General features: G+C 33.2%; 30 protein-coding genes, 1 pseudogene and 1 riboswitch. All 31 genes and pseudogenes read left to right on the forward strand.

From position 1 onward, the window contains the following. Positions 1-34: 34 nt before the first annotated feature. The 31 genes and pseudogenes from mnmA to THEBR_RS05490 all read left to right on the forward strand — a co-directional run bounded on the left by mnmA (position 35) and on the right by THEBR_RS05490 (position 26457). Positions 35-1129, forward strand: a complete 1095-nt coding sequence (gene mnmA / locus THEBR_RS05345) for a tRNA 2-thiouridine(34) synthase MnmA (protein ID WP_009052309.1) — start codon at positions 35-37, stop codon at positions 1127-1129. 87 nt (positions 1130-1216) lie between these two features. Beyond that, a complete protein-coding gene (locus THEBR_RS12235) occupies positions 1217-1378 on the forward strand; it encodes a hypothetical protein (protein WP_003868827.1) in 162 nt (53 codons plus the stop codon). A gap of 17 nt (positions 1379-1395) precedes the next feature. Continuing rightward, the gene (locus THEBR_RS05350; protein ID WP_012269294.1) at positions 1396-2421 is read left to right on the forward strand and encodes an AI-2E family transporter; all 1026 of its coding nucleotides are present in this window, start codon (positions 1396-1398) and stop codon (positions 2419-2421) included. A 113-nt stretch (positions 2422-2534) separates the two neighbouring features. Beyond that, positions 2535-5168 (forward strand): alanine--tRNA ligase, encoded by a 2634-nt coding sequence (alaS, locus tag THEBR_RS05355; RefSeq protein WP_009052311.1) that lies wholly within the window; start codon positions 2535-2537, stop codon positions 5166-5168. 77 nt (positions 5169-5245) lie between these two features. Then, positions 5246-5503, forward strand: a complete 258-nt coding sequence (locus THEBR_RS05360) for an IreB family regulatory phosphoprotein (protein ID WP_003868475.1) — start codon at positions 5246-5248, stop codon at positions 5501-5503. A 55-nt stretch (positions 5504-5558) separates the two neighbouring features. Next, complete coding sequence (ruvX, locus tag THEBR_RS05365) at positions 5559-5978, forward strand: Holliday junction resolvase RuvX (protein ID WP_012269295.1); 420 nt, start codon at positions 5559-5561, stop codon at positions 5976-5978. A gap of 87 nt (positions 5979-6065) precedes the next feature. Beyond that, on the forward strand, positions 6066-6353 hold the full coding sequence (locus tag THEBR_RS05370) for a DUF1292 domain-containing protein (RefSeq protein ID WP_003869798.1): 288 nt from the start codon (positions 6066-6068) through the stop codon (positions 6351-6353). Between the two features lie 226 nt (positions 6354-6579). After that, positions 6580-7020: a Fur family transcriptional regulator gene (locus THEBR_RS05375; protein ID WP_003868472.1), complete on the forward strand. Its 441-nt coding sequence runs from the start codon at positions 6580-6582 to the stop codon at positions 7018-7020. A gap of 163 nt (positions 7021-7183) precedes the next feature. Then, positions 7184-8848 carry a ribonuclease J gene (locus THEBR_RS05380; RefSeq protein ID WP_003868471.1) on the forward strand — a complete coding sequence of 555 codons (1665 nt, stop codon included), beginning with the start codon at positions 7184-7186 and terminating at the stop codon, positions 8846-8848. A gap of 17 nt (positions 8849-8865) precedes the next feature. Next, positions 8866-9195: a YlbF family regulator gene (locus THEBR_RS05385; RefSeq protein ID WP_003868470.1), complete on the forward strand. Its 330-nt coding sequence runs from the start codon at positions 8866-8868 to the stop codon at positions 9193-9195. Continuing rightward, positions 9196-9666, forward strand: coding sequence for a QueT transporter family protein (locus tag THEBR_RS05390; protein ID WP_003868469.1), 471 nt, complete (start codon positions 9196-9198; stop codon positions 9664-9666). An 84-nt stretch (positions 9667-9750) separates the two neighbouring features. After that, entirely contained in the window at positions 9751-10806 is a 1056-nt protein-coding gene (mltG, locus tag THEBR_RS05395) for an endolytic transglycosylase MltG (RefSeq protein ID WP_012269296.1), read from the forward strand. Positions 10807-10818: 12 nt separating this feature from the next. After that, positions 10819-11457: an O-methyltransferase gene (locus THEBR_RS05400; RefSeq protein ID WP_012269297.1), complete on the forward strand. Its 639-nt coding sequence runs from the start codon at positions 10819-10821 to the stop codon at positions 11455-11457. Positions 11458-11464: 7 nt separating this feature from the next. Continuing rightward, the gene (locus THEBR_RS05405; RefSeq protein ID WP_003868465.1) at positions 11465-12682 is read left to right on the forward strand and encodes a peptidase U32 family protein; all 1218 of its coding nucleotides are present in this window, start codon (positions 11465-11467) and stop codon (positions 12680-12682) included. Between the two features lie 52 nt (positions 12683-12734). Next, positions 12735-14342: a peptidoglycan D,D-transpeptidase FtsI family protein gene (locus THEBR_RS05410; RefSeq protein WP_009052314.1), complete on the forward strand. Its 1608-nt coding sequence runs from the start codon at positions 12735-12737 to the stop codon at positions 14340-14342. Between the two features lie 68 nt (positions 14343-14410). Beyond that, positions 14411-15106 (forward strand): RNA polymerase sporulation sigma factor SigK, encoded by a 696-nt coding sequence (gene sigK / locus THEBR_RS05415; RefSeq protein WP_003868463.1) that lies wholly within the window; start codon positions 14411-14413, stop codon positions 15104-15106. Positions 15107-15169: 63 nt separating this feature from the next. Further along, on the forward strand, positions 15170-15670 hold the full coding sequence (locus THEBR_RS05420; protein WP_009052315.1) for a YqeG family HAD IIIA-type phosphatase: 501 nt from the start codon (positions 15170-15172) through the stop codon (positions 15668-15670). Next, positions 15660-16514 carry a shikimate dehydrogenase gene (gene aroE / locus THEBR_RS05425; RefSeq protein WP_012269298.1) on the forward strand — a complete coding sequence of 285 codons (855 nt, stop codon included), beginning with the start codon at positions 15660-15662 and terminating at the stop codon, positions 16512-16514. Before THEBR_RS05420 ends, aroE begins: the two co-directional genes overlap by 11 nt. 3 nt (positions 16515-16517) lie before the next feature. Further along, a riboswitch (cyclic di-GMP riboswitch) is annotated at positions 16518-16601 on the forward strand. A 26-nt stretch (positions 16602-16627) separates the two neighbouring features. Continuing rightward, complete coding sequence (gene gspE, locus THEBR_RS05430; protein ID WP_009052317.1) at positions 16628-18304, forward strand: type II secretion system ATPase GspE; 1677 nt, start codon at positions 16628-16630, stop codon at positions 18302-18304. 5 nt (positions 18305-18309) lie between these two features. Next, positions 18310-19359, forward strand: a complete 1050-nt coding sequence (locus THEBR_RS05435; protein ID WP_012269299.1) for a type IV pilus twitching motility protein PilT — start codon at positions 18310-18312, stop codon at positions 19357-19359. Positions 19360-19369: 10 nt separating this feature from the next. After that, entirely contained in the window at positions 19370-20581 is a 1212-nt protein-coding gene (locus THEBR_RS05440) for a type II secretion system F family protein (protein ID WP_012268712.1), read from the forward strand. A gap of 24 nt (positions 20582-20605) precedes the next feature. Then, on the forward strand, positions 20606-20971 hold the full coding sequence (locus THEBR_RS05445; protein WP_003868457.1) for a competence type IV pilus major pilin ComGC: 366 nt from the start codon (positions 20606-20608) through the stop codon (positions 20969-20971). A 67-nt stretch (positions 20972-21038) separates the two neighbouring features. Next, complete coding sequence (locus tag THEBR_RS05450; RefSeq protein WP_003868456.1) at positions 21039-21797, forward strand: prepilin peptidase; 759 nt, start codon at positions 21039-21041, stop codon at positions 21795-21797. Positions 21798-21801: 4 nt separating this feature from the next. After that, positions 21802-22260: a prepilin-type N-terminal cleavage/methylation domain-containing protein gene (locus tag THEBR_RS05455; RefSeq protein WP_003868455.1), complete on the forward strand. Its 459-nt coding sequence runs from the start codon at positions 21802-21804 to the stop codon at positions 22258-22260. Positions 22261-22270: 10 nt separating this feature from the next. Then, a pseudogene (locus THEBR_RS05460) lies at positions 22271-22651 on the forward strand (type IV pilus modification PilV family protein); the annotation flags it as partial. A gap of 104 nt (positions 22652-22755) precedes the next feature. Next, positions 22756-23268 carry a PilW family protein gene (locus THEBR_RS05465; RefSeq protein ID WP_039913350.1) on the forward strand — a complete coding sequence of 171 codons (513 nt, stop codon included), beginning with the start codon at positions 22756-22758 and terminating at the stop codon, positions 23266-23268. Next, positions 23258-23917 (forward strand): pilus assembly PilX N-terminal domain-containing protein, encoded by a 660-nt coding sequence (locus THEBR_RS05470; protein WP_009052323.1) that lies wholly within the window; start codon positions 23258-23260, stop codon positions 23915-23917. Before THEBR_RS05465 ends, THEBR_RS05470 begins: the two co-directional genes overlap by 11 nt. A gap of 18 nt (positions 23918-23935) precedes the next feature. Continuing rightward, positions 23936-24196, forward strand: coding sequence for a late competence development ComFB family protein (locus tag THEBR_RS05475; protein ID WP_003868451.1), 261 nt, complete (start codon positions 23936-23938; stop codon positions 24194-24196). Positions 24197-24206: 10 nt separating this feature from the next. Further along, a complete protein-coding gene (gene pilM / locus THEBR_RS05480) occupies positions 24207-25166 on the forward strand; it encodes a type IV pilus assembly protein PilM (protein ID WP_012269301.1) in 960 nt (319 codons plus the stop codon). A 1-nt stretch (position 25167) separates the two neighbouring features. Continuing rightward, on the forward strand, positions 25168-25701 hold the full coding sequence (locus THEBR_RS05485) for a PilN domain-containing protein (protein WP_004396414.1): 534 nt from the start codon (positions 25168-25170) through the stop codon (positions 25699-25701). Then, on the forward strand, positions 25702-26457 hold the full coding sequence (locus tag THEBR_RS05490; RefSeq protein ID WP_012269302.1) for a type IV pilus inner membrane component PilO: 756 nt from the start codon (positions 25702-25704) through the stop codon (positions 26455-26457). Positions 26458-26464 lie beyond the last annotated feature (7 nt).

Consider the following 26464-nt stretch of genomic DNA (forward strand, 5'->3'; position numbering starts at 1 on the left):
TATAGGACTTTTAAAGGAGGATTTTATATATAACATGGAGATAAACAATAGAGTAGCAATTGGAATGAGTGGAGGAGTAGATAGCTCTGTAGCTGCATATCTTTTAAAAAAGCAAGGATTTGATGTTATAGGTCTTACAATGAGAGTATGGGTAGACCATGAAGCTAAAGCTTTTGATAGCGATAAGAGTTGTTGTTCTTTAAAAGCTACACAAGATGCAAAGAAAGTTGCAGAGATATTGGGAATACCTCATTACACAGTTGATTTGAGTAAAATCTTTTATGATAAAATAGTAAATTATTTTGTCAATGAATATTTAAAAGGAAGGACTCCTAATCCTTGTGTATTGTGTAATAGGCAAATAAAATTTGGAGAGCTTTTAGAGAAAGCATTTGAGTTGGGAGCTTATTACATTGCTACAGGCCATTATGTCAGAAAAGAGTATGATGAAAAAACAAAAAGATATTTATTAAAAAAAGGTATAGATTCTTCTAAGGATCAAAGCTATGTCTTATATCGTTTGACACAGAAGCAGTTAGAACATGCTCTTTTCCCTTTAGGAAATTACAAAAAAGAAGAAATAAGAGCTTTAGCAGAGGAGTTAAAGCTACCTGTTGCTAAAAAGCCAGAGAGTCAAGAAATTTGTTTTATCCCAGATAATGATTACAGCGGATTGATAAAAAGGCAAGTTAAAGATGAAATAAAGCCAGGAGAATTTAGAGATGTTCACGGTAAATTTTTAGGGTATCATAAAGGAATAATACATTATACAATTGGTCAGAGAAGAGGATTAGGTTTATCTTCTGATAGGCCTTTATACGTCGTGGATATAGATGTGAAAAACAATGTAGTTGTTGTTGGACATCAAGAAGATGTGTGGGGAGAAGAGCTAATATCCTCAAATAACAATTTTATTTCCATTGAAAAACTTGAAAAGGAAATGAAGGTAACTGCAAAAATACGCTACACAGCTAAAGAAGAAGAGGCTATTATAAAGCCATATGAAGAAGATAAAGTATTAGTGAAATTTTTAAAACCTCAAAGAGCTATAACTCCAGGACAATCAGTTGTCTTTTACGATAAGGATGTAGTAGTAGGAGGAGGAATAATTGAAAGGAAGCTTAAATAAGTGCACACAAAAAGTGTGCATTTTTTATTTTAAAAAGGGAAATCTATAAAAAGCAGAAATTTTTTTAGATTTCAAAGGAGGGCTTTTATGAATAGAGACAAATATATAAAGGGATTTTTAGCAGGAATAGTAACTGCAGCATATATAATACCTAAGATAGACATGAAAAAATATAGACGTTATAGAGATATGATAGAAAAAAATATGACAAAAATATGGCGTACAATGAACAAAATAAAAATCAAATAGATTTTTCAGGTGATAAAATGCAAATTAAAAAAACGTATCTACTTTTTTTAATCATTGGTGCCACAGGTTTATTATATTTTTTTATAAAGAATTGGGTGAGTATTAAAAATATACTTTCCCCATTTTTTGTTTCTGCTTTAATAGCCTATTTATTAAATCCAATGGTAAAATTTTTTAATTCAAAAGGTTTTTCTATCTTCTTATCAATTCTTTTAGTGTTTTTAATAGTGGCGTCAGGAATATTATTTTTTTCTTTTTACATAGTTCCTTTGTTGATAAATGAATTCATCGCTCTTTTACAAATGATACCCTTTTATGCAGAAGAAATTCAAAAGCTTTTAATACAACTAAAATTTAACTATTTATCTTATCTTCCGCCTCAAGTTGAAAAGGTGTTAGATAAAAATTTGGGTAGTTTAAACAATGCTTTTACATACCACATTGATTCTGCCTTTAAATCTGTTATTACCATATTAAAAGATGCAGTAGATATAATAATCATACCAATTGTGACTTTTTATTTTTTAAAAGATAAAAAAGTTTTTAAAGAAGAAATAGAACGAATACTGCCGCAAAAATATTCTACTAAATTTTTTAACATACTTAAAAAAATAGATAAAATTTTAAGCAAATACCTAAGAGCACAAATTTATATTTCCACTTTTGTAGCGATTTTCACAATGATAGGACTTTCTTTAATTAAAGTTAAATATGCCTTTTTAATAGGAGTATTAGCTGGTATATTAAATATAATACCTTACGTAGGACCGATATTATCTATTATTCCCACAGTTTTGATAGGTTTATTAGATTCTTTGACAAAAGGGTTTTGGGCATTAATTATATGTCTTTTAGTTCAACAGGTAGAAAATGCTTTTATTACTCCAAAAATAATGAGTGACAGTGTAGGGCTTCACCCTGTTACTGTAATTTTCTCATTAATTGCAGGAGGAGAGCTTTTTGGCATTTGGGGACTTTTACTTTCTGTCCCTATCGTGGCAATGATTAAAGCTATTGTAATAGAGATTTTTATTGAGAAATAAACCAGTTATTGACTTGTTATATTCAATCTTGTATAATATACTCAAAAAAGAGCGGGTAAAAGCCCGTCCCCAAATTTGGGACGGTTTTTATTGTATCAAAAAGGAGGATTTTTATGGAAAAACTCGGGATGAACGAAATTAGAGAAAAATTTTTAAGCTTTTTTGAAAGCAAAGGGCACCTGAGACTACCAAGTTTTTCTCTAATTCCTAAGAATGATAAAAGCTTATTGTTAATTAATTCTGGAATGGCTCCTTTAAAACCTTATTTTACAGGAAAAGAAACTCCCCCTAGCAAACGAGTAACTACTTGCCAAAGATGCATAAGAACTCCTGATATTGAAAGAGTAGGTAAAACAGCACGTCACGGTACCTTTTTTGAAATGCTAGGTAACTTTTCTTTTGGTGATTATTTTAAAAAAGAAGCTATTCCATGGGCATGGGAATTTGTCACAGAAGTTTTGGGATTGCCAGTTAACAGGTTATGGGTATCAATTTATGAGGAAGACGATGAAGCATTTGAGATTTGGAACAAAATAGTTGGGTTACCTCCTGAAAGAATTGTGAGAATGGGTAAGGAAGATAATTTCTGGGAGATTGGCACAGGACCTTGTGGCCCTTCTTCAGAGATTTATTTTGACAGAGGTGAAGAAAAAGGCTGTGGGAAGCCTACTTGTGGAGTTGGATGTGATTGCGATAGGTTTATTGAATTTTGGAATTTAGTTTTTACTCAGTTTAATAAGGACGAACAAGGAAATTATCATAGGCTGCCTAATCCAAATATTGATACAGGCATGGGGCTTGAGAGAATAGCCACAATAATGCAGGGAGTCGACAGCATATTTGATGTAGATGTAATAAGAGGTATAACTAATTTTGTATCCCAGATTGCGGAGGTAGAGTATGGAAAAGATGCAGAAAAAGATGTGTCTTTGAGAGTTATTACTGACCATATAAGAGGAATAACTTTCATGATATCAGATGGAATTTTGCCTTCTAATGAGGGAAGAGGCTATGTTTTGAGAAGGCTTTTAAGAAGAGCGGCAAGGCATGGTAAGTTGCTGGGTATAAATGATACTTTCTTGTATAGGGTAGTAGATTCAGTTGTAGAAAATTATGGAGAGGCATATCCTGAAATAATTGATAGGAAGGACTATATAAAGCGAATAGTCAAACTGGAAGAGGAAAGATTTAAGGAAACAATAGACCAAGGGCTCACAATTTTACAAGATTATATAAATGAACTAAAAGTCCAAGGTAAAACCGTATTAGAAGGTTCCAAGGCTTTTAAACTATACGATACCTATGGGTTCCCACTGGATTTAACAAAAGAAATCTTGCAAGAAGCCGGCATTACTGTTGATGAAGAAGGATATACAAAGGAGTTGGAGAAACAAAGGATAAGAGCGAGAAGCAGCAGAAAAGAAGATAATAGTTTGTGGGAACAAGACATATATTCTACTTTAGGAGATATTAAAACAAAGTTTGTGGGATATGATACTTATGAAAGCAATTCAAAAGTTTTAGCTATTGTAAAAGATGAAGAGCTTGTTGAGGAAGCAGAAGCTGGAGATGATGTGAGTATCATATTAGATGTTACTCCTTTCTATGCTGAAAGTGGTGGGCAGATAGGAGACAATGGAATTTTAGAGAATGAAAATGTTTTGATAAAAGTGAAAGACTGTAAAAAAGTAGGAGATAGGTTTATACACATTGGAACAATTGAAAGAGGTTTAATTTCAGTAAGAGATGAAGTAAAAGCTCAAATTGATGTGGTAAGTCGAAGGAATGCTGCAAGAAACCACACTGCAACTCATCTTCTTCATAAAGCCCTAAAGGAGATATTAGGAGACCATGTGCATCAAGCTGGTTCTCTTGTGGCTGATGATCGATTAAGATTTGATTTTTCACATTATCAAGCCGTGACTAAAGAAGAGTTAAAGCAAATAGAAAATAGGGTTAATGAAAAGATATACCAAAGTTTAAATGTGCATATTGAAGAAAAAACTTATGATGAGGCAGTGAAAGAAGGGGCTGTTGCGTTATTTACAGAAAAGTACGGGGATAAAGTAAGGGTTGTAAAAATTGATGATTACAGCATGGAACTTTGTGGTGGAACTCATGTTAAAAATACTAACGAAATAGGGATTTTTAAGATTGTATCTGAAAGTGCAGTTGGTGCAGGTTTAAGAAGAATTGAAGCTTTAACAGGACTTGCCGCAATAAAATATTTAGAGGAAAAAGAAGAGATATTAAAAGAGGCTTCTGATTTATTAAAAGCCCAAGATAAAGAGATAGTTTCAAAAATTGAGAGTTTACAGCAAGTTTTAAAGACAAAAGATAAAGAGATAGAACAATTAAAAATAAAAATGGCTTCTATTTTGGCAAATAGTTTAATCAATTCTGCTATTTCATTAGATGGTATAAAAGTAGTGGTTTCAAAGGTTGAAGATTATGATAGTGAGGCTTTGAAGGCATTGGGAGATATTTTAAAAGATAAATTAAAAACTGCTGCAATAGTATTAGCATCTTCTACCCCAGAAAAAGCTATATTTGTCGGTATGGCTACTAAAGATGTTGTTCAAAAAGGGATAAATATGGGAGCTGTTATTAAAGAGGTGTGCAAAGTATCTGAAGGAAATGGTGGTGGAAGACCGGACATGGCTCAAGGAACAGGCAAAAATCCATCTAAGGTGGAGGAAGCGTTAAACAAAGCTATAGATATTGTAAAAGAACAGTTAAAAAATTGAGAAAAGCTTGACTGGCCAAGTAAATATAGGTTATTATAAAGTTGATGGTAGTTAAATGTATCTAGAGGTGATATATTATGGTAGATAAAAACGAACAGACTCTGAGGTATCACGTTACAACTGATAGAAAAACTGTTAGAGAAATATTGACAGCAGTGTATGAAGCTCTTTCTGAAAAAGGTTATAATCCAATTAATCAAATAGTAGGTTATATATTGTCTGGGGACCCTACTTATATAACCAGCCATAAAAATGCGAGAAATTTGATAAGAAAAATTGAAAGAGATGAATTAGTAGAAGAACTTTTGAGAGAGTATTTGTCTTCCCAAAAATAAGAAAAATGAAATTGCCTCACTTTGTGTGAGGCAATTTTAGAATGGAGAGGTTTCTTTGAGGATTATGGGTTTAGATGTGGGGGATAAAACAATCGGGGTAGCTATAAGTGACTTATCAGGCACAATTGCACAGGGACTTACTACTATTAAAAGAAGTAGTAACAAAAAAGATTTTGAGAGAATAAAACAAATAATAAATGAATATGAAGTGGGAATGATAATTGTAGGATTGCCTAAGAATATGAATGGCACTTTGGGGCCACAGGGACAAAAAGTTATGAGATTTGTTGAACACTTGAAGGAAGCTTTTAGTATACCAATAATCTTGTGGGATGAAAGGCTTACTACAGTAGAAGCACAAAGGGTTTTAATAGAAAAAGCTGATATAAGTAGGGCAAAGAGAAAAGAAGTAATTGATAAGCTGGCTGCAGTTCTTATACTTCAGAACTACTTAGATTCACAAAAAAATAAATAAATAAATAAATTTTTATTAAAAACTTGACAGTCTTTTTGGTATGTTATACAATTACATTATCTTGAAGTAGAATTGAGGTGAAATAGTATGGAACCAGAAATCATTCAGCTAATCGACGAGCACGGCCATGAAGTAGACTTCGAACTTGTAGCATCATTTGACCTTGACGATACCAGGTATGCAGTTGTGGTCCCTGTCGATGGTGATGGAGAAGATGCTTACATCCTGAGAGTGGAACAAGATGAAAATGGCAATGATATTTTTGTAGGGATCGAAGACGAAGATGAGTTCAATGATGCTGTCGAAGCATACAATGAGCTGATGGAAGAGTATGAAGAATATTATGATGATGAAGATTTTGACGATGAAGAGTAAATTAAAATTAGAATGAAATTAATTAAGATATACCGTTTTGGTATATCTTAATTTTATATACCCACAAAATTTAATTTCTATGTAAAATGGAAATTGGATTCTCAATTGAAATATCTCTGTCCACTATAAAATTTGATATTTACTAAAAAATCGAAAAAAAATATTTGACAATTGAAAATGAATATCATAAACTAATATTAGTTGATATTATTTGGCGGTGATTTAGATGAATGAAATTGAAAAATTTAAAGAAAAATTAAAAGATAAGGGATATAAGTTGACAACTCAAAGGCGTGTGATATTGGACGTCATTATGGAAAATAGGGATAAACATCTTTCCTCTGAGGAAATATATGACCTTGTAAGGCTAAAATATCCTGAAATAGGGCTTGCTACAGTTTATAGGACCCTTCAGTTATTTGAGGAATTAGGTATTGTCTATAAATTAAATTTTGACGATGGTCGAAATAGATACGAGCTATATCATAATGAAAACCATCAGCATCATCATTTGATTTGTTTAAAATGCGGAGCAGTTATAGAAATGGAAGGAGACCTTTTGGAGAATTTAGAAGAGGCAATAGAAAAAACTAAAGATTTTGAAATAATAGACCATAATGTAAAATTTTTTGGTTATTGTAGCAAATGTAGGAAGAGTTATAATTAAATTTGGGTTTTTGTTTGAGAAATAATTTACATTAACAGGGTTGAAGTATTTTTTTAAATAAAGTATAATTTATATTAACTGGTGTAAGGTACGGGTAAGTGTTTTTGGTTTTTTGGAAAAATAAAATTAAAGCTAAAAATTTCTAATGAAAGGAGATAAGTATTTGGCACACAAGGCAAAACTCAAAATAATACCGTTGGGCGGGTTAAATGAGATCGGCAAAAACATGACGGTTTTTGAATTCGGAAATGACATTATAGTTGTGGATTGCGGTCTCGCTTTTCCAGATGATGAAATGTTGGGAATAGACCTTGTCATTCCCGACATTACTTATTTATTGAAAAATCGGGAAAAAGTGAGAGCAATTGTTTTAACTCATGGTCACGAAGACCATATTGGGGCATTACCCTATATTTTAAAACAACTTAATGTTCCTGTGTATGGGACTCGTTTGACTATTGGTTTAGTAGAATATAAGTTAAAAGAGCAGGGTATTTTAAAAGATAGTAAATTGATAACTGTGAAGCCAAGAGAGATTGTCGAAATTGGTCAGTTTAAAGTGGAGTTTCTAAGGACCTCTCATAGCATTGCAGATTCTGCTGCTCTGGCGATTCACACTCCTGTAGGGACTGTATTTCATTCGGGAGACTTTAAAATAGATTTTACTCCTATAGGAGGAGAAATTGCAGACTTACACCGCTTTGCCCAGTTAGGGGAAAAAGGGGTACTTGTGATGTTGTGCGATAGTACCAATATTGAAAGACCTGGTTATACCATGTCAGAAAGGACAGTAGGAGAGACTTTTGACAATCTATTCAGAAAAGCGGAACAGCGAATTATAGTTACGACTTTTGCTTCTAATATCCACAGAGTGCAACAAATTATAGATTCTGCTCACAAGTATGGAAGAAAGGTTGCTATTTCAGGCAGAAGCATGTTAAATGTAGTTAATGTAGCGATGGAATTAGGCTATTTAATTGTTCCTGATGGCCTTTTGATTGATATTGATGAAGCCAATAAATTGCCCCATGATAAAGTTGCCATTATAACGACAGGCAGCCAAGGGGAACCTATGTCAGCTCTTACCAGAATGGCTTCTTCTGAGCATAAAAAAGTAGAGATTGTACCGGGAGATACAGTGATAATTTCTGCTTCTGCTATTCCGGGAAATGAAAAACTTATTTCTCGCGTTATCAACCAATTATTTAAAAAGGGTGCCAATGTAATTTATGAAGCATTGGCAGATATTCACGTATCGGGTCACGCTTGTCAAGAAGAGATTAAGCTACTTCATACATTAATAAAACCTAAATTTTTCATTCCTGTTCATGGGGAATACAGACATTTAGTTCAGCATGCTAAACTTGCAGAGACTTTGGGAATGCCTCCCCAAAATATCTTTATAGTAGATAACGGGACAGTGTTAGAGTTTACAAAAAATTCTGGAAGAATTGCAGGAACAGTAACAGCAGGGAAAGTGTTAGTAGATGGCTTGGGTGTTGGAGACGTAGGAAATATTGTTTTAAGAGATAGAAAACATTTGGCTCAAGATGGTTTGTTAGTAGTAGTGGTTACTATTTCTAAAGAAACGGGAGGAATTATAGCGGGTCCCGACATAATTTCCAGAGGATTTGTATATGTGAGAGAATCAGAGGATTTAATGGAGGAATCCAAAAATGTTGTCAGAGATGTGTTATCAAAGTGTAAGAAAGAGGGAATTAGCGAATGGGCTACTATAAAATCAATGATAAAAGATGATTTAAGCAGTTTCTTATATGAAAAAACTAAGAGAAATCCTATGATATTGCCAATCATAATGGAAATTTAACCAGGAGGAGCTTAAATATGAACGTCTACGACAAAGCTTATGAACTGGCTAATGCTATAAGACAGTTGCCAGAATACAAAGCTTTTAAAGGGGCGTATCAAAAAATAAATGAAAATGAGCAAAATAAGAAAATGTTAGAGGATTTTAGAAAAAAGCAATTAGAGATTCAAGCTAAAGAGTTGTCGGGTGAAAAAGTGGATCCTAAAGAAAAAGAAGTGTTAGAAAAGCTATGGGAGATATTGAATCTTAATCCTGAGATAAGTTCTTACTTGTCTTTAGAATACGCTCTTGGCAAGATAATGGATGATATACTAAAAATAATCATGGAACCAATGGAGATGAAGTAGATGAAAACAATAGATACTAAGTACATTGTAAAAGCAGGAGCCATTGCAGCCATTTACTTTGTTGTTACTATTCTTTTGGGCAGTGTTTCTTATGGCCCTATTCAATTTAGAATATCTGAATCTTTAGTTGTATTACCCATGGTAGAGCCGGCAGCAATATGGGGGGTTTTTATAGGATGTTTATTAGCCAATATAGGAAGCCCCTTTGGACTTCTCGATATTTTGGGTGGAAGTTTAGTGACATTACTTGCTGCGTACCTTACATCAAAGACTAAAACTTTTTACAAAGGTATATTGCCTCCTATAATATTAAATGCTCTTATTGTTTCAATATGGGTAAGTTATTTCACGAAAATGCCCTATTATCTTGTAGTTTTGTATATTGCTTTAAGTGAAGCTATTGTGACAGGTGTATTTGGGTATGTAGTGATTGCAGTATACAAAAGATTAAAAGATAAGTATACTTTATAAAAACAGGTAAGCGGAAGGCTTACTTGTTTTCATTTTTAATTAATTATATAATTTAGGTATACCTACAAAAGGGAGAGAAATGTAATGAATAATGTCGAATACAAAAGAAAAAGTAGATTTGTGGTAATTGTAGTTGTCATAATTTTTTTGTTTTTTTCTGCTTTTATATATTACCAAAGCCTTTTTCAACCTGTAACTACAAAGAGTGATGTAGCTGAAAAAATAATATACATCCCTAATGGCTATTCTACTTCCCAGATAGCTAAGTTGTTAAAAGAAAATAATTTAATTAGAAACGAACGATTTTTTATATGGAGAGCAAAAGTTTTAGGTGCTGATGGAAAATTACAAGCCGGAAAATATCTCTTAAGTCCTAACATGACTACTGACCAAATAATAAAAAAAATATTTGCTGGTAAGGCTCAAATTGATACTGTGAAAGTTACGATTCCTGAAGGGTATACATTAAAAGACATAGCCACCAAATTATCCCGATTAGGTTTAGTAAATAAAGACAAATTTTTAGAAATAGCTCAAAATGACACATTTGACTATGACTTTTTAAAAGATGTTCCTAAAGATAGGCCAAACAGGTTAGAGGGATATCTTTTTCCTGACACCTATTTTATACCTGTAAATGCAGATGAAAAAGAAATAATAAATATCATGCTTAAGAGATTTCAAGAAGTTTATAATAGTACTATAAAAAATAATGCAAAAAATGTAGGAATGACTCCTGATCAGATTGTAATAATAGCTTCTATAGTGGAGAAAGAGGCAGCTATTGACAGTGATAGACCTATGATTGCGGGTGTAATATATAATAGACTGAAAAAAAATATGAAACTTCAATTATGTCCTACTGTTGTATACGCATTAGGAATTCATAAAGATGTGCTTTCTTACAAGGATTTGCAGGTAGATTCCCCTTATAATACCTACCAACATTATGGGTTGCCTATAGGTCCCATTTGCAATCCTGGACTTAAATCGATTGAAGCAGCTCTTTTTCCAACAAAGCATGACTTTTACTATTATGTTGCAAAGAAAGATGGGTCCCATATTTTTAGTATAACTTATGAAGAGCATTTAAAAGCTCAGAAAGAAATTGAAGCAATTGAAAATAATAATACTAAATGAAAGGGTTGAGTTATGGAAATAACTCCAAATGATATGAAATTTATAAGAGGGATAGCTCATAAATTTGGATATCCTTTAGATGAGATGGAGAAATATGCCTACGAAAATTATATCCCTATTGCAAAACCGGAAGTTGCTGATTTTTTAAGTTTTATTGTGAAGCTAAAAAAGCCTAACAATATATTAGAGATAGGTACTGCTATTGGCTATTCTACTATAATAATGGCAAAAGCTTATTCAGAAGTTAGTGTAGTCACTATTGAAAGGGATATAAATTTGGCTGAAATAGCTAAAGAAAATTTTAAGAAAGCAAAAGTAGAAGATAGAATCGAGCTTATTTGTGGAGAAGCACAGCAAGTTCTTCCAAATTTAACTAAGATGTACGATTTGATTTTTGTAGATGCGGCGAAAGGGCAATATATAGAATTTTACAAAGAACTGAAAAGACTTTTAAGCAAAGAGGGCGTAATCTTGTGGGACAATATTTTGTATAAGGGATATGTTGTAAATGAGAAAAATGTAAAACATAAGAGAAGAACTATTGTGTACAGAATGAGAGAATTTATAGAAATATTATATCAAGATAAAACTTTGTACACGGTAATTTTGCCTTTAGGAGACGGATTGGCTTTAAGTTTTAAGGAGGAATAGAATAATCATGTTAGAGCTTTTGGCACCAGTTGGAGATTTGGAAAGATTAAAAATAGCTATAAATTACGGAGCAGATGCGGTATATTTTGGAGGGAAACACTATAGTTTAAGGGCTTCTGTTGGTTTGACTCTTGAAGAGATAAAAGAAGCAATAAAATATGTGAGGAAAAGTGGAAAAAAAGCATATATTACTATAAATATCTTTCCCCACAATGAGGATTTGGAAGGATTGCCTGAATACATTAAATCAGTCGTTGACCTTGGCATAGATGCTATTATTCTTTCTGACCCAGGGATTTTTTCTATTGTAAAAGAAGTAGCTCCTGAAGTAGATGTTCATATAAGTACGCAAGCAAATAATGTGAATTATAAAAGTGCTCTGTTTTGGCATAATTTAGGGGCAAAAAGAATAATTTTGGCAAGGGAACTATCTTTAAAGGAGATAAAAGAAATAAGAGAGAAGACACCAAAAACTTTAGAATTAGAGGCATTTGTCCACGGGGCTATGTGCATTTCTTACTCAGGAAGGTGCCTTTTAAGCAATTACCTTACAGGAAGAGATTCTAATAAAGGTGAATGTGCACAACCTTGCCGGTGGAAATATTATCTTGTAGAAGAAAAAAGGCCAGGAGAGTATATGCCCATATTCGAAGATGAAAGGGGCACATATATTATGAATTCTAAAGACCTATGCATGATAGAGTACATTCCAGAACTTGTTGAGGCTGGAGTTACAAGCTTTAAAATTGAGGGAAGAAACAAAAGTGCCTACTATGTTGCTGTAGTGACAAGGGCTTACAGAAAGGCGATTGACGATTACCTTGAAAAAGGAAAAGATTATGTTTTTGACAAAAAACTTCTTGAAGAGGTTTCTAAAGCAAGTCACAGAGGATTTACCACAGGGTTTTATTTTGGCAAGCCAGGTCCTGACGCTCAAAATTATGAGTCTTCTAAGTATATACGTACTCATGATTTTGTAGGAATTGTAAAAGAATATGACCCCAATACAGAAATTGCTGTTGTAGAGCAAAGAAACAGGATGTTTGTGGGAGATAAAATTGAGATTATGGGTCCTAAAGTAGAGTTTGAGCAGCAAATTGAAAAAATGTGGGATGAAGAAGGAAATGAGATTGAAGTAGCTCCCCATCCTCAAATGATAGTGAAAATTCCTGTAAAGTATCCTGTAGAAGAATTTTTTATACTGCGTCGAGAAATTAAAAATTAGGTTAAAACTTGCTCCTTTTGGGAATACTTTTTCCTGAAAGGAGCAAAGTTTTATGGAAAATAGAAATTATAGGATTGTTTTTTTGAGGGTAGTTTTGTCAATTTTAATGTTAACATTGATTTTTAGGCTTTTTTACATTCAGGTAATCAAAGGAGATTTTTATTCTCAAAAAGCGGTGGAACAAAAAATTAGAAGCTTTAAAATTTTGGAGAGAAGAGGAGAAATATACGACAGGAATATGATTCCTTTTACGGATAGAGAATACAAAGAATATATATTTGCTATACCTAAAATGTTAACTGACAAAGAAAAAGCCGCTAAGGTTATAAGTGAAATTGCTGCAGTAGACTATGAGGATGTGCTAAAATCCCTTCGAAGTGCAAAAGATTATGTGAAATATGAAGTTAAATTTAATTTAAACAACAAATTACCTATAGGCATTTTTAAGTTAGCTTTGCCTCAAAGGTATTCGCAAAATTCTTTAGCAAAACATGTAATAGGGTATATAGGAGATAAAAAAATGGGTTTAGAAGATGCTTTTGATGGAATTTTAAATAGCAAAAGGGAAGATAGCATTGCAGTGTTTACTGATGGGAATAATACTGATTATATAAAAGGGTTAGGAGTAAGGTTAAAAACTTCTGGAAAAGAAGTTTTGGGGGTAAAAACTACTCTTGATTATCACATACAAAAGGCAGTAGAGAATGTTCTTGACAAGAATATGGTAGATGGAGCAGCAGTGGTATTAGATATAAAAACAGGTGATATACTTGCAATGGCAAGTAGACCTAATTTTGACCAAAATAATATTCAAGCTTATTTAAATAGCTCTAACGAAGAATTTATAAACAAAGCTGTCTCAATGTATCCCCCTGGCTCTATTTTTAAAATTGTAGTAGCTGCTGCAGCATTAGAATATAATAAAGTGAATTTACAAGATACTTTTTATTGTAGTGGTAGTTATGATATAAATGGAATAGTATTTCACGATTACAAAGGAGAAAGTCATGGAGTAATAAACATGGTAAAAGGTTTTGCAGTTTCCTGCAATACTACTTTTATAAAGATTGGGCAAATAACAGGGGCCAAAAATATTTTGGAGATGGCGAGAAATTTTGGAATAGAAAATGATGATGGTCTGCCAATACCTGAGCAAATAGGGAGATTGCCTAAATTGTCTGATACTTATGGAGCAGGAATTGGGAATTTGTCAATAGGGCAAGGGGATGTGCTGATGACGCCTCTTCAAGCAGCTGATATCGCAGCGACAATAGCTAATAACGGTGTTAGGAATGTTCCACGTTTAGTGACTGCAATAGTTGATGAAGAAGGGAAAGAAATTGAAAAATTGTCTCAGAAAAAGTCTTACAGGGTGATAAGCGAAAAAAACGCTAAAATTTTAAAAGAGATGATGAGAGAAGTGGTTATTGACCCAGAAGGGACAGGGAAAAGGGCTGAGACTACGTATGGCAGTGCTGGTAAAACAGGTTCTGCTGAAGTCAGTAAAGAGCTAAATATATATCATGCTTGGTTTACAGGTTTTGTTCCTTTTGATAAACCTAAATATGCAATTTCGATTTTTGTAAAAAACGGAGATACTGGAGGAACTAAAGCTGCTCCTCTTTTTAAAGAAATAGCGGAGGAAATAATGAAATATTGATGTACGTGCACCATTTTAAATAAAGCACATATAATAGATGTGTAATGTTGAAAAAAGGGGTGGCGGCAATGTGGGAAGTTGTTGTTGCAATTTTGGCTTCAATTGTAAAGGAAATCTTAAATCTTGGTTACTTGACAAACACCAACTCTTTTCCCAATCCACTTACTCCAGAAGAAGAAAAGAAATATTTAGAAGCTTATAAAAACGGTGATGAGGAAGCGAGGAATATTTTAATAGAAAGAAACTTAAGGTTGGTAGCTCATGTTGTTAAAAAGTACAGTGGCACAGGTAAAGATATAGATGATTTAATATCTATTGGGACAATAGGGCTTATAAAAGCAATTTCCACCTTTGATTCTTCTAAAGGAACACATCTTGCCACATATGCAGCCAGATGTATAGAAAACGAAATACTTATGTCTATACGAACGGAAAAAAAGATGAAAGGAGAGGTTTTTCTCCAAGACCCTATTGGTGTCGATAAAGAGGGCAATGAGATATCTTTAATGGATGTCCTTGGCACAGAGGAAGATGAAATATCAGAGCAAGTGGAGAAAAAACTTCAAATTAAAAAGCTGTACAGTAAAATGAACAGCGTTTTAAAAAATAGAGAAAAGTTAATTATAGAAATGAGATACGGGTTATATAATGGTAAAGTGAGAACTCAAAGAGAAATAGCAAAAATGCTGGGTATATCTCGATCATATGTTTCAAGGATTGAGAAGAAGGCTTTAAATAAGCTTTTTAAAGAGCTTTCCATGTAAAACTGTTTGTATTGACAGTTTATTTTTTTTTATTATATAATTTTAACTAAATGAGGTGAAGATATGTATAAAAAGTTAATTCCTGATATTATAGTGGAAAATATCTATGATATCAATTTAGACTTTTTAAAAGAAAAAGGAATTACCAGTCTTGTCTTAGATATTGACAATACTTTAGTGCCTCAAAAATCAAAATTTCCCGATAAAATGACTATTGAATGGCTTGAAAAAGTAAAAAAAGAGGGGTTTAAAATTTGTCTCATTTCAAATAACACTAAAAGAAGAGTGAATGAATTTAAAGAAAAAGTTGGTGTACCTGGAATAGCTTGGGCCATTAAGCCGAGAAAAGGAGCTTTTAAAAAGGCTTTAAAGATTTTAAATGCTAAGCCTAATGAAACAGCTTTAATAGGAGATCAAATATTTACTGATATTTTTGGTGGCAAAAGAGCAGGTTTATATACTATTTTGGTAAAACCTCTATCAGAAGAGGAATTAGGATGGACTAAACTTATGAGAAAAGCGGAAAAACATGTACTTAAAAGGATTGAGAGATATGGAGATTAATTCAAATACTAAACTGTATGGTCTTATAGGCCATCCTGTAGAACATAGTTTATCCCCTTTAATACATAACTATGCTTTTAAGTCTTTAAATTTAAATTGTGTCTACACTGTTTTTGATGTTTTGCCAGAAAAGCTTGAAGATGCAGTAAATGGAGTAAAATCTTTGGGAATAAAAGGAGTTAATGTGACTGTGCCACATAAAGAGAAGATAATTAAATACTTAGATGTGGTTTCAGAAGAAGCTTTAAAAATTGGCGCAGTCAATACTGTAGTCAATGAAGAAGGAATATTAAAAGGCTATAATACGGATGTCTATGGCTTTATAGACTCATTAACAGAAGTAGGAAAAAAAATTGAAGGAAGAAAAGCTGTTGTCTTAGGAGCTGGTGGAGCTTCTAAAGCTGTTTGTGTCGCCCTTGCTCTAAAAGGGATAGATTCGATAATAATTGCCAATAGAAGTGTTGAGAGAGCAAAAGATTTGTCAGAGTACATTAAAAAAGAATTTAAGATTCAGTGTGATTACTGCAGTATAAATGAAGTAAAAGAACTACCAGAAATAGATATACTTGTTAATACTACAAGCGTAGGAATGTATCCAAATACAGAAGATTCTCCTGCTGATGAAAAAGTGGTTTTGAAAGCTAAATTTGTCTATGACCTTATTTACAATCCTTTTGAAACTGCTCTTTTAAAACATGCGAAAAAGAATGGAATAAAGTATTCTAATGGACTTTCTATGTTGGTAAATCAAGCTAATTATTCTTTCAAATTATGGACAGGGGGATTTTTCGACAAAAATTTGGTATACAGGTATTTAAAAGAAGGAATTACGCATAATTTGTAGAATATTTTATAAAGAGTAGATGAAGTGAGGCTATATGTGGGCACTTTATGCCTCACGGATACAGTGGTGCAACCGGCTTTATGTCGGCTTTATTATTTTTGGAGGTATATTTTATGGCCAAGAAAAAGCTAGGGGAGCTTTTACTTGAGGTAGGGCTTATAACAGAAGAACAATTAAAGCACGCAATAGAAGTTCAAAACAAAACAGGAGAAAAGTTAGGAAAAGTTCTTATTAAATTGGGGTATGTTACAGAAAGCCAAATACTAGAGGCTTTAGAATTTCAATTAGGTATTCCACATGTAGATTTGCAAAAATACTATATTGATCCCGATGTAGCAAAATTAATTCCTGAAGCCGTTGCTAAAAGACATACTATTATTCCTATAAAAAAAGATGAAGATGGTATATTGGTAGCAATGGCAGACCCTCTGAATATTTTTGCACTAGATGATGTGAGAATCATTACGAAACAAAATGTAAAGCCTTTAATTGCTTCTGAAGGAAGCATCTTAAAAGCCATAGATAGAATTTACGGAAGAGAACAGGCAGAAAAAGCAGTACAGGATTTTAAAAAGGAGTTTCAAAGTGAAAGTCAAGAAGAGCTGCCAGATGAGATTCTTGAAGAAGTACAAAACGCGCCTGCTGTACGCTTTGTAAATTCTATAATTGAGCAGGCAATAAAAAATAGGGCTTCAGATATTCACATTGAACCTACTGAAAAAGACCTTAGAATTCGATTTAGGATAGATGGACAATTAACAGAAGCTATGAGGACTATAAAAAGTACCCATGCCCCTGTTGTGACAAGAGTAAAAATTATGGCTAATATGAACATCGCTGAAAGAAGACTTCCTCAAGATGGCAGATTTGATTTTACTACAGGTGGTAAAAATATTGACATAAGAGTTTCTTCGTTGCCCACTGTTTTTGGAGAGAAATTGGTATTGAGGCTTTTAGACAAGGAAAATTTTATAATGACAAAGGAGCAATTAGGTTTTGAAGAAGAGGATCTGGTGCTCTTTGATAAACTTATCAAAAGGCCTAATGGCATTGTGCTTTTGACTGGTCCTACAGGTAGTGGGAAAACCACCACTCTTTATGCAATGCTGAGAGAGCTTAACAAACCCAATATTAATATAATAACTGTTGAGGACCCTGTTGAGTATTCCCTTGAGGGAATAAACCAGGTACAAGTTAATGAAAAGGCAGGCCTTACCTTTGCGACTGCTCTTAGGTCAATTTTGAGGCAAGACCCTGATATAATTATGATTGGAGAAATTAGAGATACTGAAACTGCTGAGATAGCTATTCGCTCTGCCATAACAGGGCACTTAGTCCTTTCCACTTTGCATACAAATGATGCGGCGGGAGCGGTGACTAGGCTTGTAGATATGGGTATAGAGCCTTATCTTGTGTCTTCTTCTGTAGTAGGGGTTATTGCTCAGAGATTGGCGAGAAAAATATGTGATAACTGTAGAATTTCTTATAAAGCTTCCAAAGGCGAAAAAGAGCTATTGGGAATTTCAGAAAATGAAGACATTACTTTATACAAGGGGAGAGGGTGCCCTGTTTGTAATAAAACAGGCTATAGGGGAAGAATTCCTATATATGAGATAATGACTGTTACTTCTGATATTAGAGAGCTTATAAATGCTAAGGTTTCCTCTGATGTTATTGGAGCTCAGGCTGTAAAAAATGGCATGAAAACTTTACGAGAAAGTGCTAAAAGACTTGTATTACAAGGAAAAACTACAATTGATGAAATGATAAGACTAACTTACGAGGAATGAGGGATATGGATACAAAGGAACTTTTAAAATTAGTAGTTGAAAGAAAAGCTTCAGACTTGCATATAACGGTTGGAGTACCTCCAGTTCTTAGAATTAATGGCTATTTAGAAAAATTAGAAGGGGAACCTTTTACCCCTGGGCAGACTGAAGAAATAGTTAAGGATTTATTGACAAGTGAGCAATTGAAAAAGTTAGAACAAAATGGAGATATTGATTTGTCCTATTCAGTTACAGGATTAGGAAGGTTTAGAATAAATGTATACAAACAAAGGGGAAGTTATAGCCTTGCAATAAGGTCTGTAGCTTTGAGAATACCTACAATAGAGGAATTGGGACTTCCTCCAATACTTAAAGACTTAGCTTTAAAGGCAAGAGGGCTTATATTGGTAACAGGACCTACTGGCAGTGGTAAATCTACTACACTGGCTGCGATGGTGGATTGGATAAACTCTAAAAGGACTTGTCATATTCTCACATTGGAAGACCCTATAGAATATTTACATAAACACAACAAAAGCATAGTAAATCAAAGAGAGATTGGGCATGATGCGGCATCTTACGCTTCAGCTTTAAGGGCTGCTTTAAGGGAGGACCCGGATGTTATATTAGTGGGAGAGATGAGGGATTTAGAAACCATCCAAATTGCTATAACTGCTGCTGAGACAGGCCATCTTGTTTTGTCCACTCTTCACACAATAGGAGCCGTTAAGACGATCGATAGGATTATTGATGTTTTTCCTCCCCATCAGCAGCAGCAGATAAAAATTCAGCTTTCAAATGTTTTAGAGGGAATTATTTCTCAACAGCTTATACCTAAAAAGGACAACAGCGGCAGAGTAGTTGCGACAGAAGTGATGATTGCTACTCCTGCTATAAGAAATCTCATAAGAGAAGGGAAGACTTTCCAGATACAGTCGGCAGTTCAAACAGGTAGCAAGTTTGGAATGATGACAATGGATATGTCTATTTTACATCTGTTAAAAAGAGGAGTTATATCATTAGAGGATGCTTTGACATATTGCGTAGACCAAGAGAATTTTTCTCGCATGATATAGAGGTGATTATATGCCGTTGTATGCTTATAGGGCAAGGGATATGGGAGGAAATCTCGTTACAGGGACTTTGGAAGTTGACTCAAAATCTCAGTGTATTGACATTTTAAAACAGAGAAATTATTATATAATCGACATACAAGAAGAGATAGTCAAACAAGACATACTCGATTTTAGTTCTTTTAAAAAGGTCAAAGTAAAAGATATTGCGGTCTTCTGTCGGCAGTTTGCCACTCTGATAAATGCAGGGATTCCTATAGTGACCTCTTTGGTTACTATGAGAGAACAAGTGGAGAATAAAAGACTGAAAAATGCTTTGAGAGAGGTGTACGAAGAAGTTCAAAAAGGAAGGACTCTTTCTGATGCTATGAAAAGGCACAGTGATGTTTTTCCTATGCTTTTATATAATATGGTGGAAGTGGGGGAAGTAAGCGGTACTTTAGATAAAGTGATGAATGAAATGGCAGAACACTATGAAAAAGAGAATGAATTAAATCAGAAAATAAAGTCTGCCCTTACATATCCTGTAATTGTGTCAATCGTAGCGATTTTGGTGGTTATATTTCTCTTGACAAATGTTTTGCCTATTTTTGTGGGGATGTTTGAAAATGCAGGTGTACAGCTGCCACTGCCTACAAGGATTCTCCTCGCTATAAGCGGTTCTATATCTAAATATTGGTATTTTTACATAGGAGTAATTTTGGTGATTTCTTATTCGATTTCGAGTTTTTTAAAGACACCTCAAGGAAGGTGCATTTATGACAGAATGCTTTTAAACATGCCAATCTTTGCCCCTTTAAACAAAAAGATTTTAATTTCCAGGTTTACAAGGACTTTAGGAACATTGATAAGTGCTGGTGTACCGCTTATGAAGGCAATGGAAGTAGTAGAAAAAGTTGTGGGTAATACAGTAGTAGCAGAGGGACTTAAAAAAGCGCAAGACGATATAAAAAAAGGCTTACCCCTTTCAGAACCTCTAAAAAGAATTGGCATTTTCCCGCCAATGGTGATTCAGATGATAGGTATTGGTGAAAGTTCAGGTTCATTGGACAGCATATTAAATAAAACTGCTGATTTTTATGACGGAGAAGTGGATACAGCCGTGTCACAAATGACAACTCTATTAGAACCATTAATAATTGTTATGCTGGCAACAGTAGTGGGATTTATAGTTATCTCAATAATTATGCCACTCTTTGAATTATACAATTTTATAGGCCAGTGATATTGGGAAAGGGGGTGAAAAAGGATGGAATGGTTTGTAAAAGCATTAAACAAGGATGAAAGAGGTTTTACATTAATTGAATTGATTGTTGTCATTGCAATTTTAGGTATATTGGCAGCCATTGCAGTGCCAAGAGTGACAACTTCATTGTCAAATGCTAAGGCTAATGCCGATATAGCGAACGCACAAATTATTGGGCAAGCGGCTGAGAGATACTACATAGAAACAGGTAACACAACCACTGATATACAAGATCTAGTCGATGCAGGATATTTGAATAAAGTACCAAAGACGTCAAGTGGGGGTGATTTTACACTTACTATGGATAGTAACGGTAAAGCAATAGTTAAAGATTCTAATGGTAAACAGCTTTATCCAGAAGTAAAATAGCTTTTGCTAAATAATACATTTTGGGCACATTTTTGTGCCCTCCTTAATATCTTTTTAGGAGGTCACTATGAAAATACTACTTTACACACTCATATTTTTATTTGGTACAATTATAGGAAGTTTTTTAAATGTGGTCATACACAGAGTACCTAAAAAAGAATCAATAGTCTATCCGCCTTCTCACTGCCCTAGTTGTGGTCATGAATTAAATGCTGTTGATTTAATACCTATATTGAGTTATATTTTACTTAAAGGAAGATGCAGGTATTGTGGAGAAAAGATTTCAATAAGGTACCCTATTGTGGAACTATTGACAGGAATTGTGTTTTTGATAATTTACTATAAATTCGGTTTAGATTTTAAAGCTTTTTCTTACATGTTTTTGGCTTCTATTTTGATAGCTGTAAGTTTTATTGATATAGAACACAGGATTGTGCCAAATAAAATCATTTTAGTAGGCTTTATAGGTGGAATAATATTTAGAGTTTTGATGTACAATTATGGCTTTATAGATTACATAATGGGATTGGTCTTGGGTGGGGGTATTCTCCTTCTCATCTCCTTAATTTCAGGAGGAGAGATGGGAGGAGGAGACATAAAACTTATGGCCTTAATTGGATTTTTTATAGGGTGGAAGCTTACAATTTTAGTACTTTTTCTTTCTGTAATCATTGGAGCATTGGGTGGCGTTATATTAGTAGCTTTGAAAATTAAAGGAAGAAAAGATTACATTCCTTTTGCACCCTACATTTCCATTGCATGGCTCATCTCGATTTTGTATGGCTATGAGATGTTAAATTATTATATAAAATTTATAAGAGGCTAAGCTTATGAAAAAGGAAGAAGGATTAACTTTAATAGAGCTGGTAACAGTTTTGGCTATCTTGTCCATTATAGTTCTTATAGTTATTCCTTCGACTGACTTTTTTGATACGACAAGGTCAAATATAAGGCTTACTCTTATTGCACGTGAGGTTGTAAATGACTTAAGGTACATACAGCAAAAAAGTATTTTTGAAGGAGAAATTTTACGTTTTGAAAGCGATGACACTAAGACGAGGTATTACATAAAGAGAAAAGATGACAATGAAAATATCAAGATAAAAAATTTACCTGAGGGAATTAAGATAAGTAAAAAAGATGGGGGAAAGGTAGAAATATACTTTAATCAGATGGGGACTCCTATTGGAGCATGTACAATAACTTTAAAAAATGATAAAGGAAGCGAGATTTACATAAGTGTGGCGGTAGTAACAGGGCGCATTATGATAAGTGGGAAGAACTATTAGGGGTGATTTTATGAAGATTTTAAAAGATAATAAAGGCATGACTTTAATAGAGGTTCTTGTCTCAATAGCTATGTTTGCAATAGTGGCAATACCTCTTTTAGGCATTTTTAGTCAATCTGTTATTACTTCTGCTGATTCTAAGATAAAGACAAAAGAAGCCACTATTGCGCAGACAATTGCAGAAAACATAAAAGCGGGGATTATAAAAAATAATTCAGATTTGGACCAAATAGCAAATGACTTTAAAAAAGAAGGTTTTAAAATTCATGTTGAGCAAAAGGCTTCTATAGGAAATTTATCCCAATATCAGATCAAAGTAGGAAAAATTGGATCAAACACTCCTATGTACACCCTTTATATTCTGGCGCCTACAACAAATATAACTTCTTATGGTACTTGAGAAATGTCTTGACTACTTTATTTTTAGGTTTTGTGGTAGCTACATTGGGTTGGAATGAGATTACCAAAACAAAAATTTTGGCTATGGTGGTTAAAATAGTGGTGAGAAAAGAAGAGGGATTTACCCTTATTGAACTTATTGTGACATTGGCAATATTGGGGATTGTGATAGGGGTTTATTCATCTTTATATTATTCGGGGTACAAGTCATTTTCAAGCACACAAAATAGTGTAGATGTGGAACAAAATGTAAGGTTTGCTATGAATTATATTGTATCTTTATTAGAAAAAGGGCCTTCTGAAGTCGAAATTATTGATAATGGCTGTGGTCTATCGATAAAAAAAGTATTAACAGATAGAGGGTATCGTGATTATACAATAACGCTAGAAAAACCTATTCTTTATACCCGTATCAAAGAATCTGACACAGACAGTAGAGGTAGCAAGCTTCAATTAGCTGTCAATATTTATGATTTTAAGGTGACTAAAAAACCTAACAGCAACATGATAAATATCCAAATAATTGGACAAAGCGATGATAAGGGGTCAAACAGGTTTTCTCTTTCTACAGATGTTTTTTTAAGGAAGAGTGGTATAAATGTTCAATGACAGAGGTTCTGCCTTAATTTTTACTTTAATGGTAATTTTGATTCTCACAGTTTTAGCTGTAGCGATTTTAGAAGTAACTATTACCAATTACAAAATTTCTCATGCTTATGCAAATTCTATATCAGCCACTTATGCAGCAGAAGCTGGCCTTGAACGAGTAAAAAATGAATTTACTATAGCTTTATCAGATGCTTATCAAGGAAAAGGTAAAGGAAAAGGGAAAGGTGAATTTTGGATAAATGTAGTTGAGAATAAAAATACAACTAAAATTCAATATAAAAAAGATGCAAAAAATTTATTAAGTGAGTCATTTGGACTTGACATCCCAGTAGGGGAGTGGATTTCACTGGGTGATGCAGGACAAGAGTATAAAATTGACAGTATAGAAATAGATCCTCCTTCAATTGAAGTTTTTGAAAATGAAGGAGAGCAAGTTTTGACCTATAAAGTACGTGTATGGACGGAAGGTAGAATGAACAAAATCGTACGTTACGGTTATGCGGAGATTACATTTAATATTAATGTAAATATTACGAAGATGGGTTCTGATAAGAGTGCAAATTATAAGGTGATTCTTAGTGGTAATGCATCACAGTCTCCACCTATAGTAGACAAGTGGATAATTGATTCAATTCCACAAACACAATAAAAATAAGGAGAGGATTTTATGCAACTTAAAAATTACATGGAAGACGCTGTTGAGCAGATGATGGACAGGGTTTTAAAAGACCTGGACGTTTGTAAGTGTGACAGGTGTAGGATGGACATAAAAGCTTTAGCCCTTAACAATTTGCCTCCGAAATATGTTGTATCAGAAGAAGGAGAACTGTATGTAAAGACAAACGAGTTAGTCAGGCAATTTGAGGTAGACATAATAAAAGCCATAACAATGGCTGCTATTAAAGTGAATAACAATAAGCGCCATTAGGAGGTAAAAAATGCTTGGAATTGAAATAGGAAATTTTAATACAAAATTATTAATTGGAGAAAAAAAGAATAAATTTTTTGGTAAAAGGTTAATGATAAATACGCCTTCTAATGTGATAACTAATGGTAAAATTATTGATATAAATTCATTGGCAGATGTAATTAATGAGACTTTGAAAAGGAACAATATCAAAGAAAAACAAGTGTGTTTTACTATTTCCAGCTCAAATAATATAATAAGGGATTTAGAATTGCCATTAATGAAAGAAGATGAAGTCGAAAAGGCCTTATACTATGAGATTGAGCAATACATCCTTGACACTGAAAATTATGTAATAGATTATAGATATTTACCTAATATTGCAGAGAAAAATAAAACGATTAGAGTACTGATTGCCTCTTCTCCTAAGGATATAATAGAAAAATATGTTAAATTAGCAGAGATGTTAAAATTAAAAGTAGAAGCCATTGATATTTATAGCAATTCAATTTATAAAGCTTGTAAAAAGGTGAATTTAGCTGAAGGAATAGTAGCAGTTGTAGATATAGGGGCTGCTGTTACCAATGTGACAGTGATTGATAGTGGTATTTATATTTTTAGCAGAAGTATAGAGTTTGGTGGCAATAGAATTACACAAATAATTGCGAATGCCTTTAATATAGATTTTCAAGCAGCAGAAGAATATAAAAGGGCAAAAAAATTTATTGGAGAAGAAAACTATAAGGATATAGAAGATACTATACTTTTATCCTTTTCGGAAGTGTTTCAACAGCTAAGCAGAATATTTGACTTTTATTATGCCACATATCATAAAAATATACAAAAAATTATCATGTTAGGTGGTACTTCTAAACTTTTAGGATTGAGAGAATACGTGGAAGATTATTTTAGGATACCTACTTTTGTGATAGAAACAGAAGATTATTTATACTTTTTACCTGTTTATGGATGCCTTTTAAGGGGGGAATAGGTTGAAGGATATAAACCTCATACCAGCTGAACTAAAGGAACAAAAAATGCGAAGAAAAAAACAAATATCCCGTCTTTTTTTTGTGTTTGTTTTAACCACCGTTATTTTTGCCTTAATAGCTTTTCCACTGGTATATATCAATAAATTGTATCAAGACTTAAAATACGCAGATAATGAATTAGGTAAATTTAAAGACATTTCTCAGTTGCAGCAAAATGTAAAAGATTTATCCGCTTATATAGAAAAGAAGAAAAGCTTAATAGAAAAATTGAAAAAGCAAAAAGTGGATGCAGTAGGTATATTGCAAAATTTAGCCTCAAATATACCTGAAAAAGTATCTATTGATTCTTTGAAATATGAGAAAAATATTTTGGAAATAGATGGACAAGCACTTTCAGAATCTGATATAGCAGCTTTTATGCTTAACCTAAGAAGTATAAGTTATGTAGAAGATGTGAAAGTGATATCGGTGGATTTGACAGATAAAGGCCTTCTAAAATATGTTTTACAAGTAAAAATCAAGGTGGTATCATAGATGAAGCTTACAAGAAGAGAAAGAGTATTAATTTACTTTGCTGTCATACTCGGATTTTTTGCACTTTATTATCAATATTATTTAACTCCCAAAATTTTAGAAATACGAAATTTATCTATTGAATTAAAAAATAAAAGACAAATTTTAGAACAAGTAACTGCTTTAAACAATAAAAATTTAAGAGAAGGTTTAGACAAGCAACAAACTCAACTAAAGGAATTAAGCATGATTTTACCAGAAGAAAGGGATATAGAAATTTTTCTTTTTAATTTACAACAAATGGTCAATGATACAGGTGTAAAGACAAAAAGCTTAACTTTTGAAAACCAAGATCAAAGTCAAAAAGAAACTAGTAATGTGAAAAAAGAAGATTTTGTGACAATACCCGTAAATATTACTGTTTCAGGTAATTACGATGAGATTATAGCTTTTCTAAAGGAAATACAAAATTCTAAGAGACTTTGTAACATTCAAAGTTTCTCTATTGAAAAAGACCAAAATCAGCAAAACCTTCTTTTGACTCTACAGATCTTTATTTATTCAATGAAAGACAGTGGTGGTACTTCAATACCGATAGATTTTTTAAAAGGTAAAAGTAACCCTTTCAAGTCTCTGTATGATGATACCAGAAGTGAACAATCAAATAATGTAGACCAGCCTTCTGCTTCTCAATCTCCTCAAAACATAGATGTAAATAAGGTAATAACTGATACTATAGAAAAAGTTTTAAAAGAGAAAATACCTTCATTGCCTTAGGGAGGAA

The sequence above is a fragment of the Thermoanaerobacter brockii subsp. finnii Ako-1 genome (assembly GCF_000175295.2).
GTDB classification, from domain to species: domain Bacteria; phylum Bacillota; class Thermoanaerobacteria; order Thermoanaerobacterales; family Thermoanaerobacteraceae; genus Thermoanaerobacter; species Thermoanaerobacter pseudethanolicus.

What these genes read in the sequence shown, in the direction of transcription:
- THEBR_RS05490 (WP_012269302.1), top strand. Translation starts at nt 25,702, where the DNA reads ATGAAGCTTACAAGAAGAGAAAGAGTATTAATTTACTTTGCTGTCATA.
- THEBR_RS05420 (WP_009052315.1), top strand. Translation starts at nt 15,170, where the DNA reads ATGTATAAAAAGTTAATTCCTGATATTATAGTGGAAAATATCTATGAT.
- pilM (WP_012269301.1), top strand. Translation starts at nt 24,207, where the DNA reads ATGCTTGGAATTGAAATAGGAAATTTTAATACAAAATTATTAATTGGA.
- THEBR_RS05400 (WP_012269297.1), top strand. Translation starts at nt 10,819, where the DNA reads ATGGAAATAACTCCAAATGATATGAAATTTATAAGAGGGATAGCTCAT.
- THEBR_RS05445 (WP_003868457.1), top strand. Translation starts at nt 20,606, where the DNA reads ATGGAATGGTTTGTAAAAGCATTAAACAAGGATGAAAGAGGTTTTACA.
- THEBR_RS05375 (WP_003868472.1), top strand. Translation starts at nt 6,580, where the DNA reads ATGAATGAAATTGAAAAATTTAAAGAAAAATTAAAAGATAAGGGATAT.
- THEBR_RS05385 (WP_003868470.1), top strand. Translation starts at nt 8,866, where the DNA reads ATGAACGTCTACGACAAAGCTTATGAACTGGCTAATGCTATAAGACAG.
- THEBR_RS05450 (WP_003868456.1), top strand. Translation starts at nt 21,039, where the DNA reads ATGAAAATACTACTTTACACACTCATATTTTTATTTGGTACAATTATA.
- THEBR_RS05360 (WP_003868475.1), top strand. Translation starts at nt 5,246, where the DNA reads ATGGTAGATAAAAACGAACAGACTCTGAGGTATCACGTTACAACTGAT.
- THEBR_RS05410 (WP_009052314.1), top strand. Translation starts at nt 12,735, where the DNA reads ATGGAAAATAGAAATTATAGGATTGTTTTTTTGAGGGTAGTTTTGTCA.
- mnmA (WP_009052309.1), top strand. Translation starts at nt 35, where the DNA reads ATGGAGATAAACAATAGAGTAGCAATTGGAATGAGTGGAGGAGTAGAT.
- THEBR_RS05455 (WP_003868455.1), top strand. Translation starts at nt 21,802, where the DNA reads ATGAAAAAGGAAGAAGGATTAACTTTAATAGAGCTGGTAACAGTTTTG.
- THEBR_RS05405 (WP_003868465.1), top strand. Translation starts at nt 11,465, where the DNA reads ATGTTAGAGCTTTTGGCACCAGTTGGAGATTTGGAAAGATTAAAAATA.
- THEBR_RS05435 (WP_012269299.1), top strand. Translation starts at nt 18,310, where the DNA reads ATGGATACAAAGGAACTTTTAAAATTAGTAGTTGAAAGAAAAGCTTCA.
- mltG (WP_012269296.1), top strand. Translation starts at nt 9,751, where the DNA reads ATGAATAATGTCGAATACAAAAGAAAAAGTAGATTTGTGGTAATTGTA.
- THEBR_RS05390 (WP_003868469.1), top strand. Translation starts at nt 9,196, where the DNA reads ATGAAAACAATAGATACTAAGTACATTGTAAAAGCAGGAGCCATTGCA.
- THEBR_RS05370 (WP_003869798.1), top strand. Translation starts at nt 6,066, where the DNA reads ATGGAACCAGAAATCATTCAGCTAATCGACGAGCACGGCCATGAAGTA.
- gspE (WP_009052317.1), top strand. Translation starts at nt 16,628, where the DNA reads ATGGCCAAGAAAAAGCTAGGGGAGCTTTTACTTGAGGTAGGGCTTATA.
- THEBR_RS05475 (WP_003868451.1), top strand. Translation starts at nt 23,936, where the DNA reads ATGCAACTTAAAAATTACATGGAAGACGCTGTTGAGCAGATGATGGAC.
- aroE (WP_012269298.1), top strand. Translation starts at nt 15,660, where the DNA reads ATGGAGATTAATTCAAATACTAAACTGTATGGTCTTATAGGCCATCCT.
- alaS (WP_009052311.1), top strand. Translation starts at nt 2,535, where the DNA reads ATGGAAAAACTCGGGATGAACGAAATTAGAGAAAAATTTTTAAGCTTT.
- THEBR_RS05440 (WP_012268712.1), top strand. Translation starts at nt 19,370, where the DNA reads ATGCCGTTGTATGCTTATAGGGCAAGGGATATGGGAGGAAATCTCGTT.
- THEBR_RS12235 (WP_003868827.1), top strand. Translation starts at nt 1,217, where the DNA reads ATGAATAGAGACAAATATATAAAGGGATTTTTAGCAGGAATAGTAACT.
- sigK (WP_003868463.1), top strand. Translation starts at nt 14,411, where the DNA reads ATGTGGGAAGTTGTTGTTGCAATTTTGGCTTCAATTGTAAAGGAAATC.
- THEBR_RS05350 (WP_012269294.1), top strand. Translation starts at nt 1,396, where the DNA reads ATGCAAATTAAAAAAACGTATCTACTTTTTTTAATCATTGGTGCCACA.
- THEBR_RS05470 (WP_009052323.1), top strand. Translation starts at nt 23,258, where the DNA reads ATGTTCAATGACAGAGGTTCTGCCTTAATTTTTACTTTAATGGTAATT.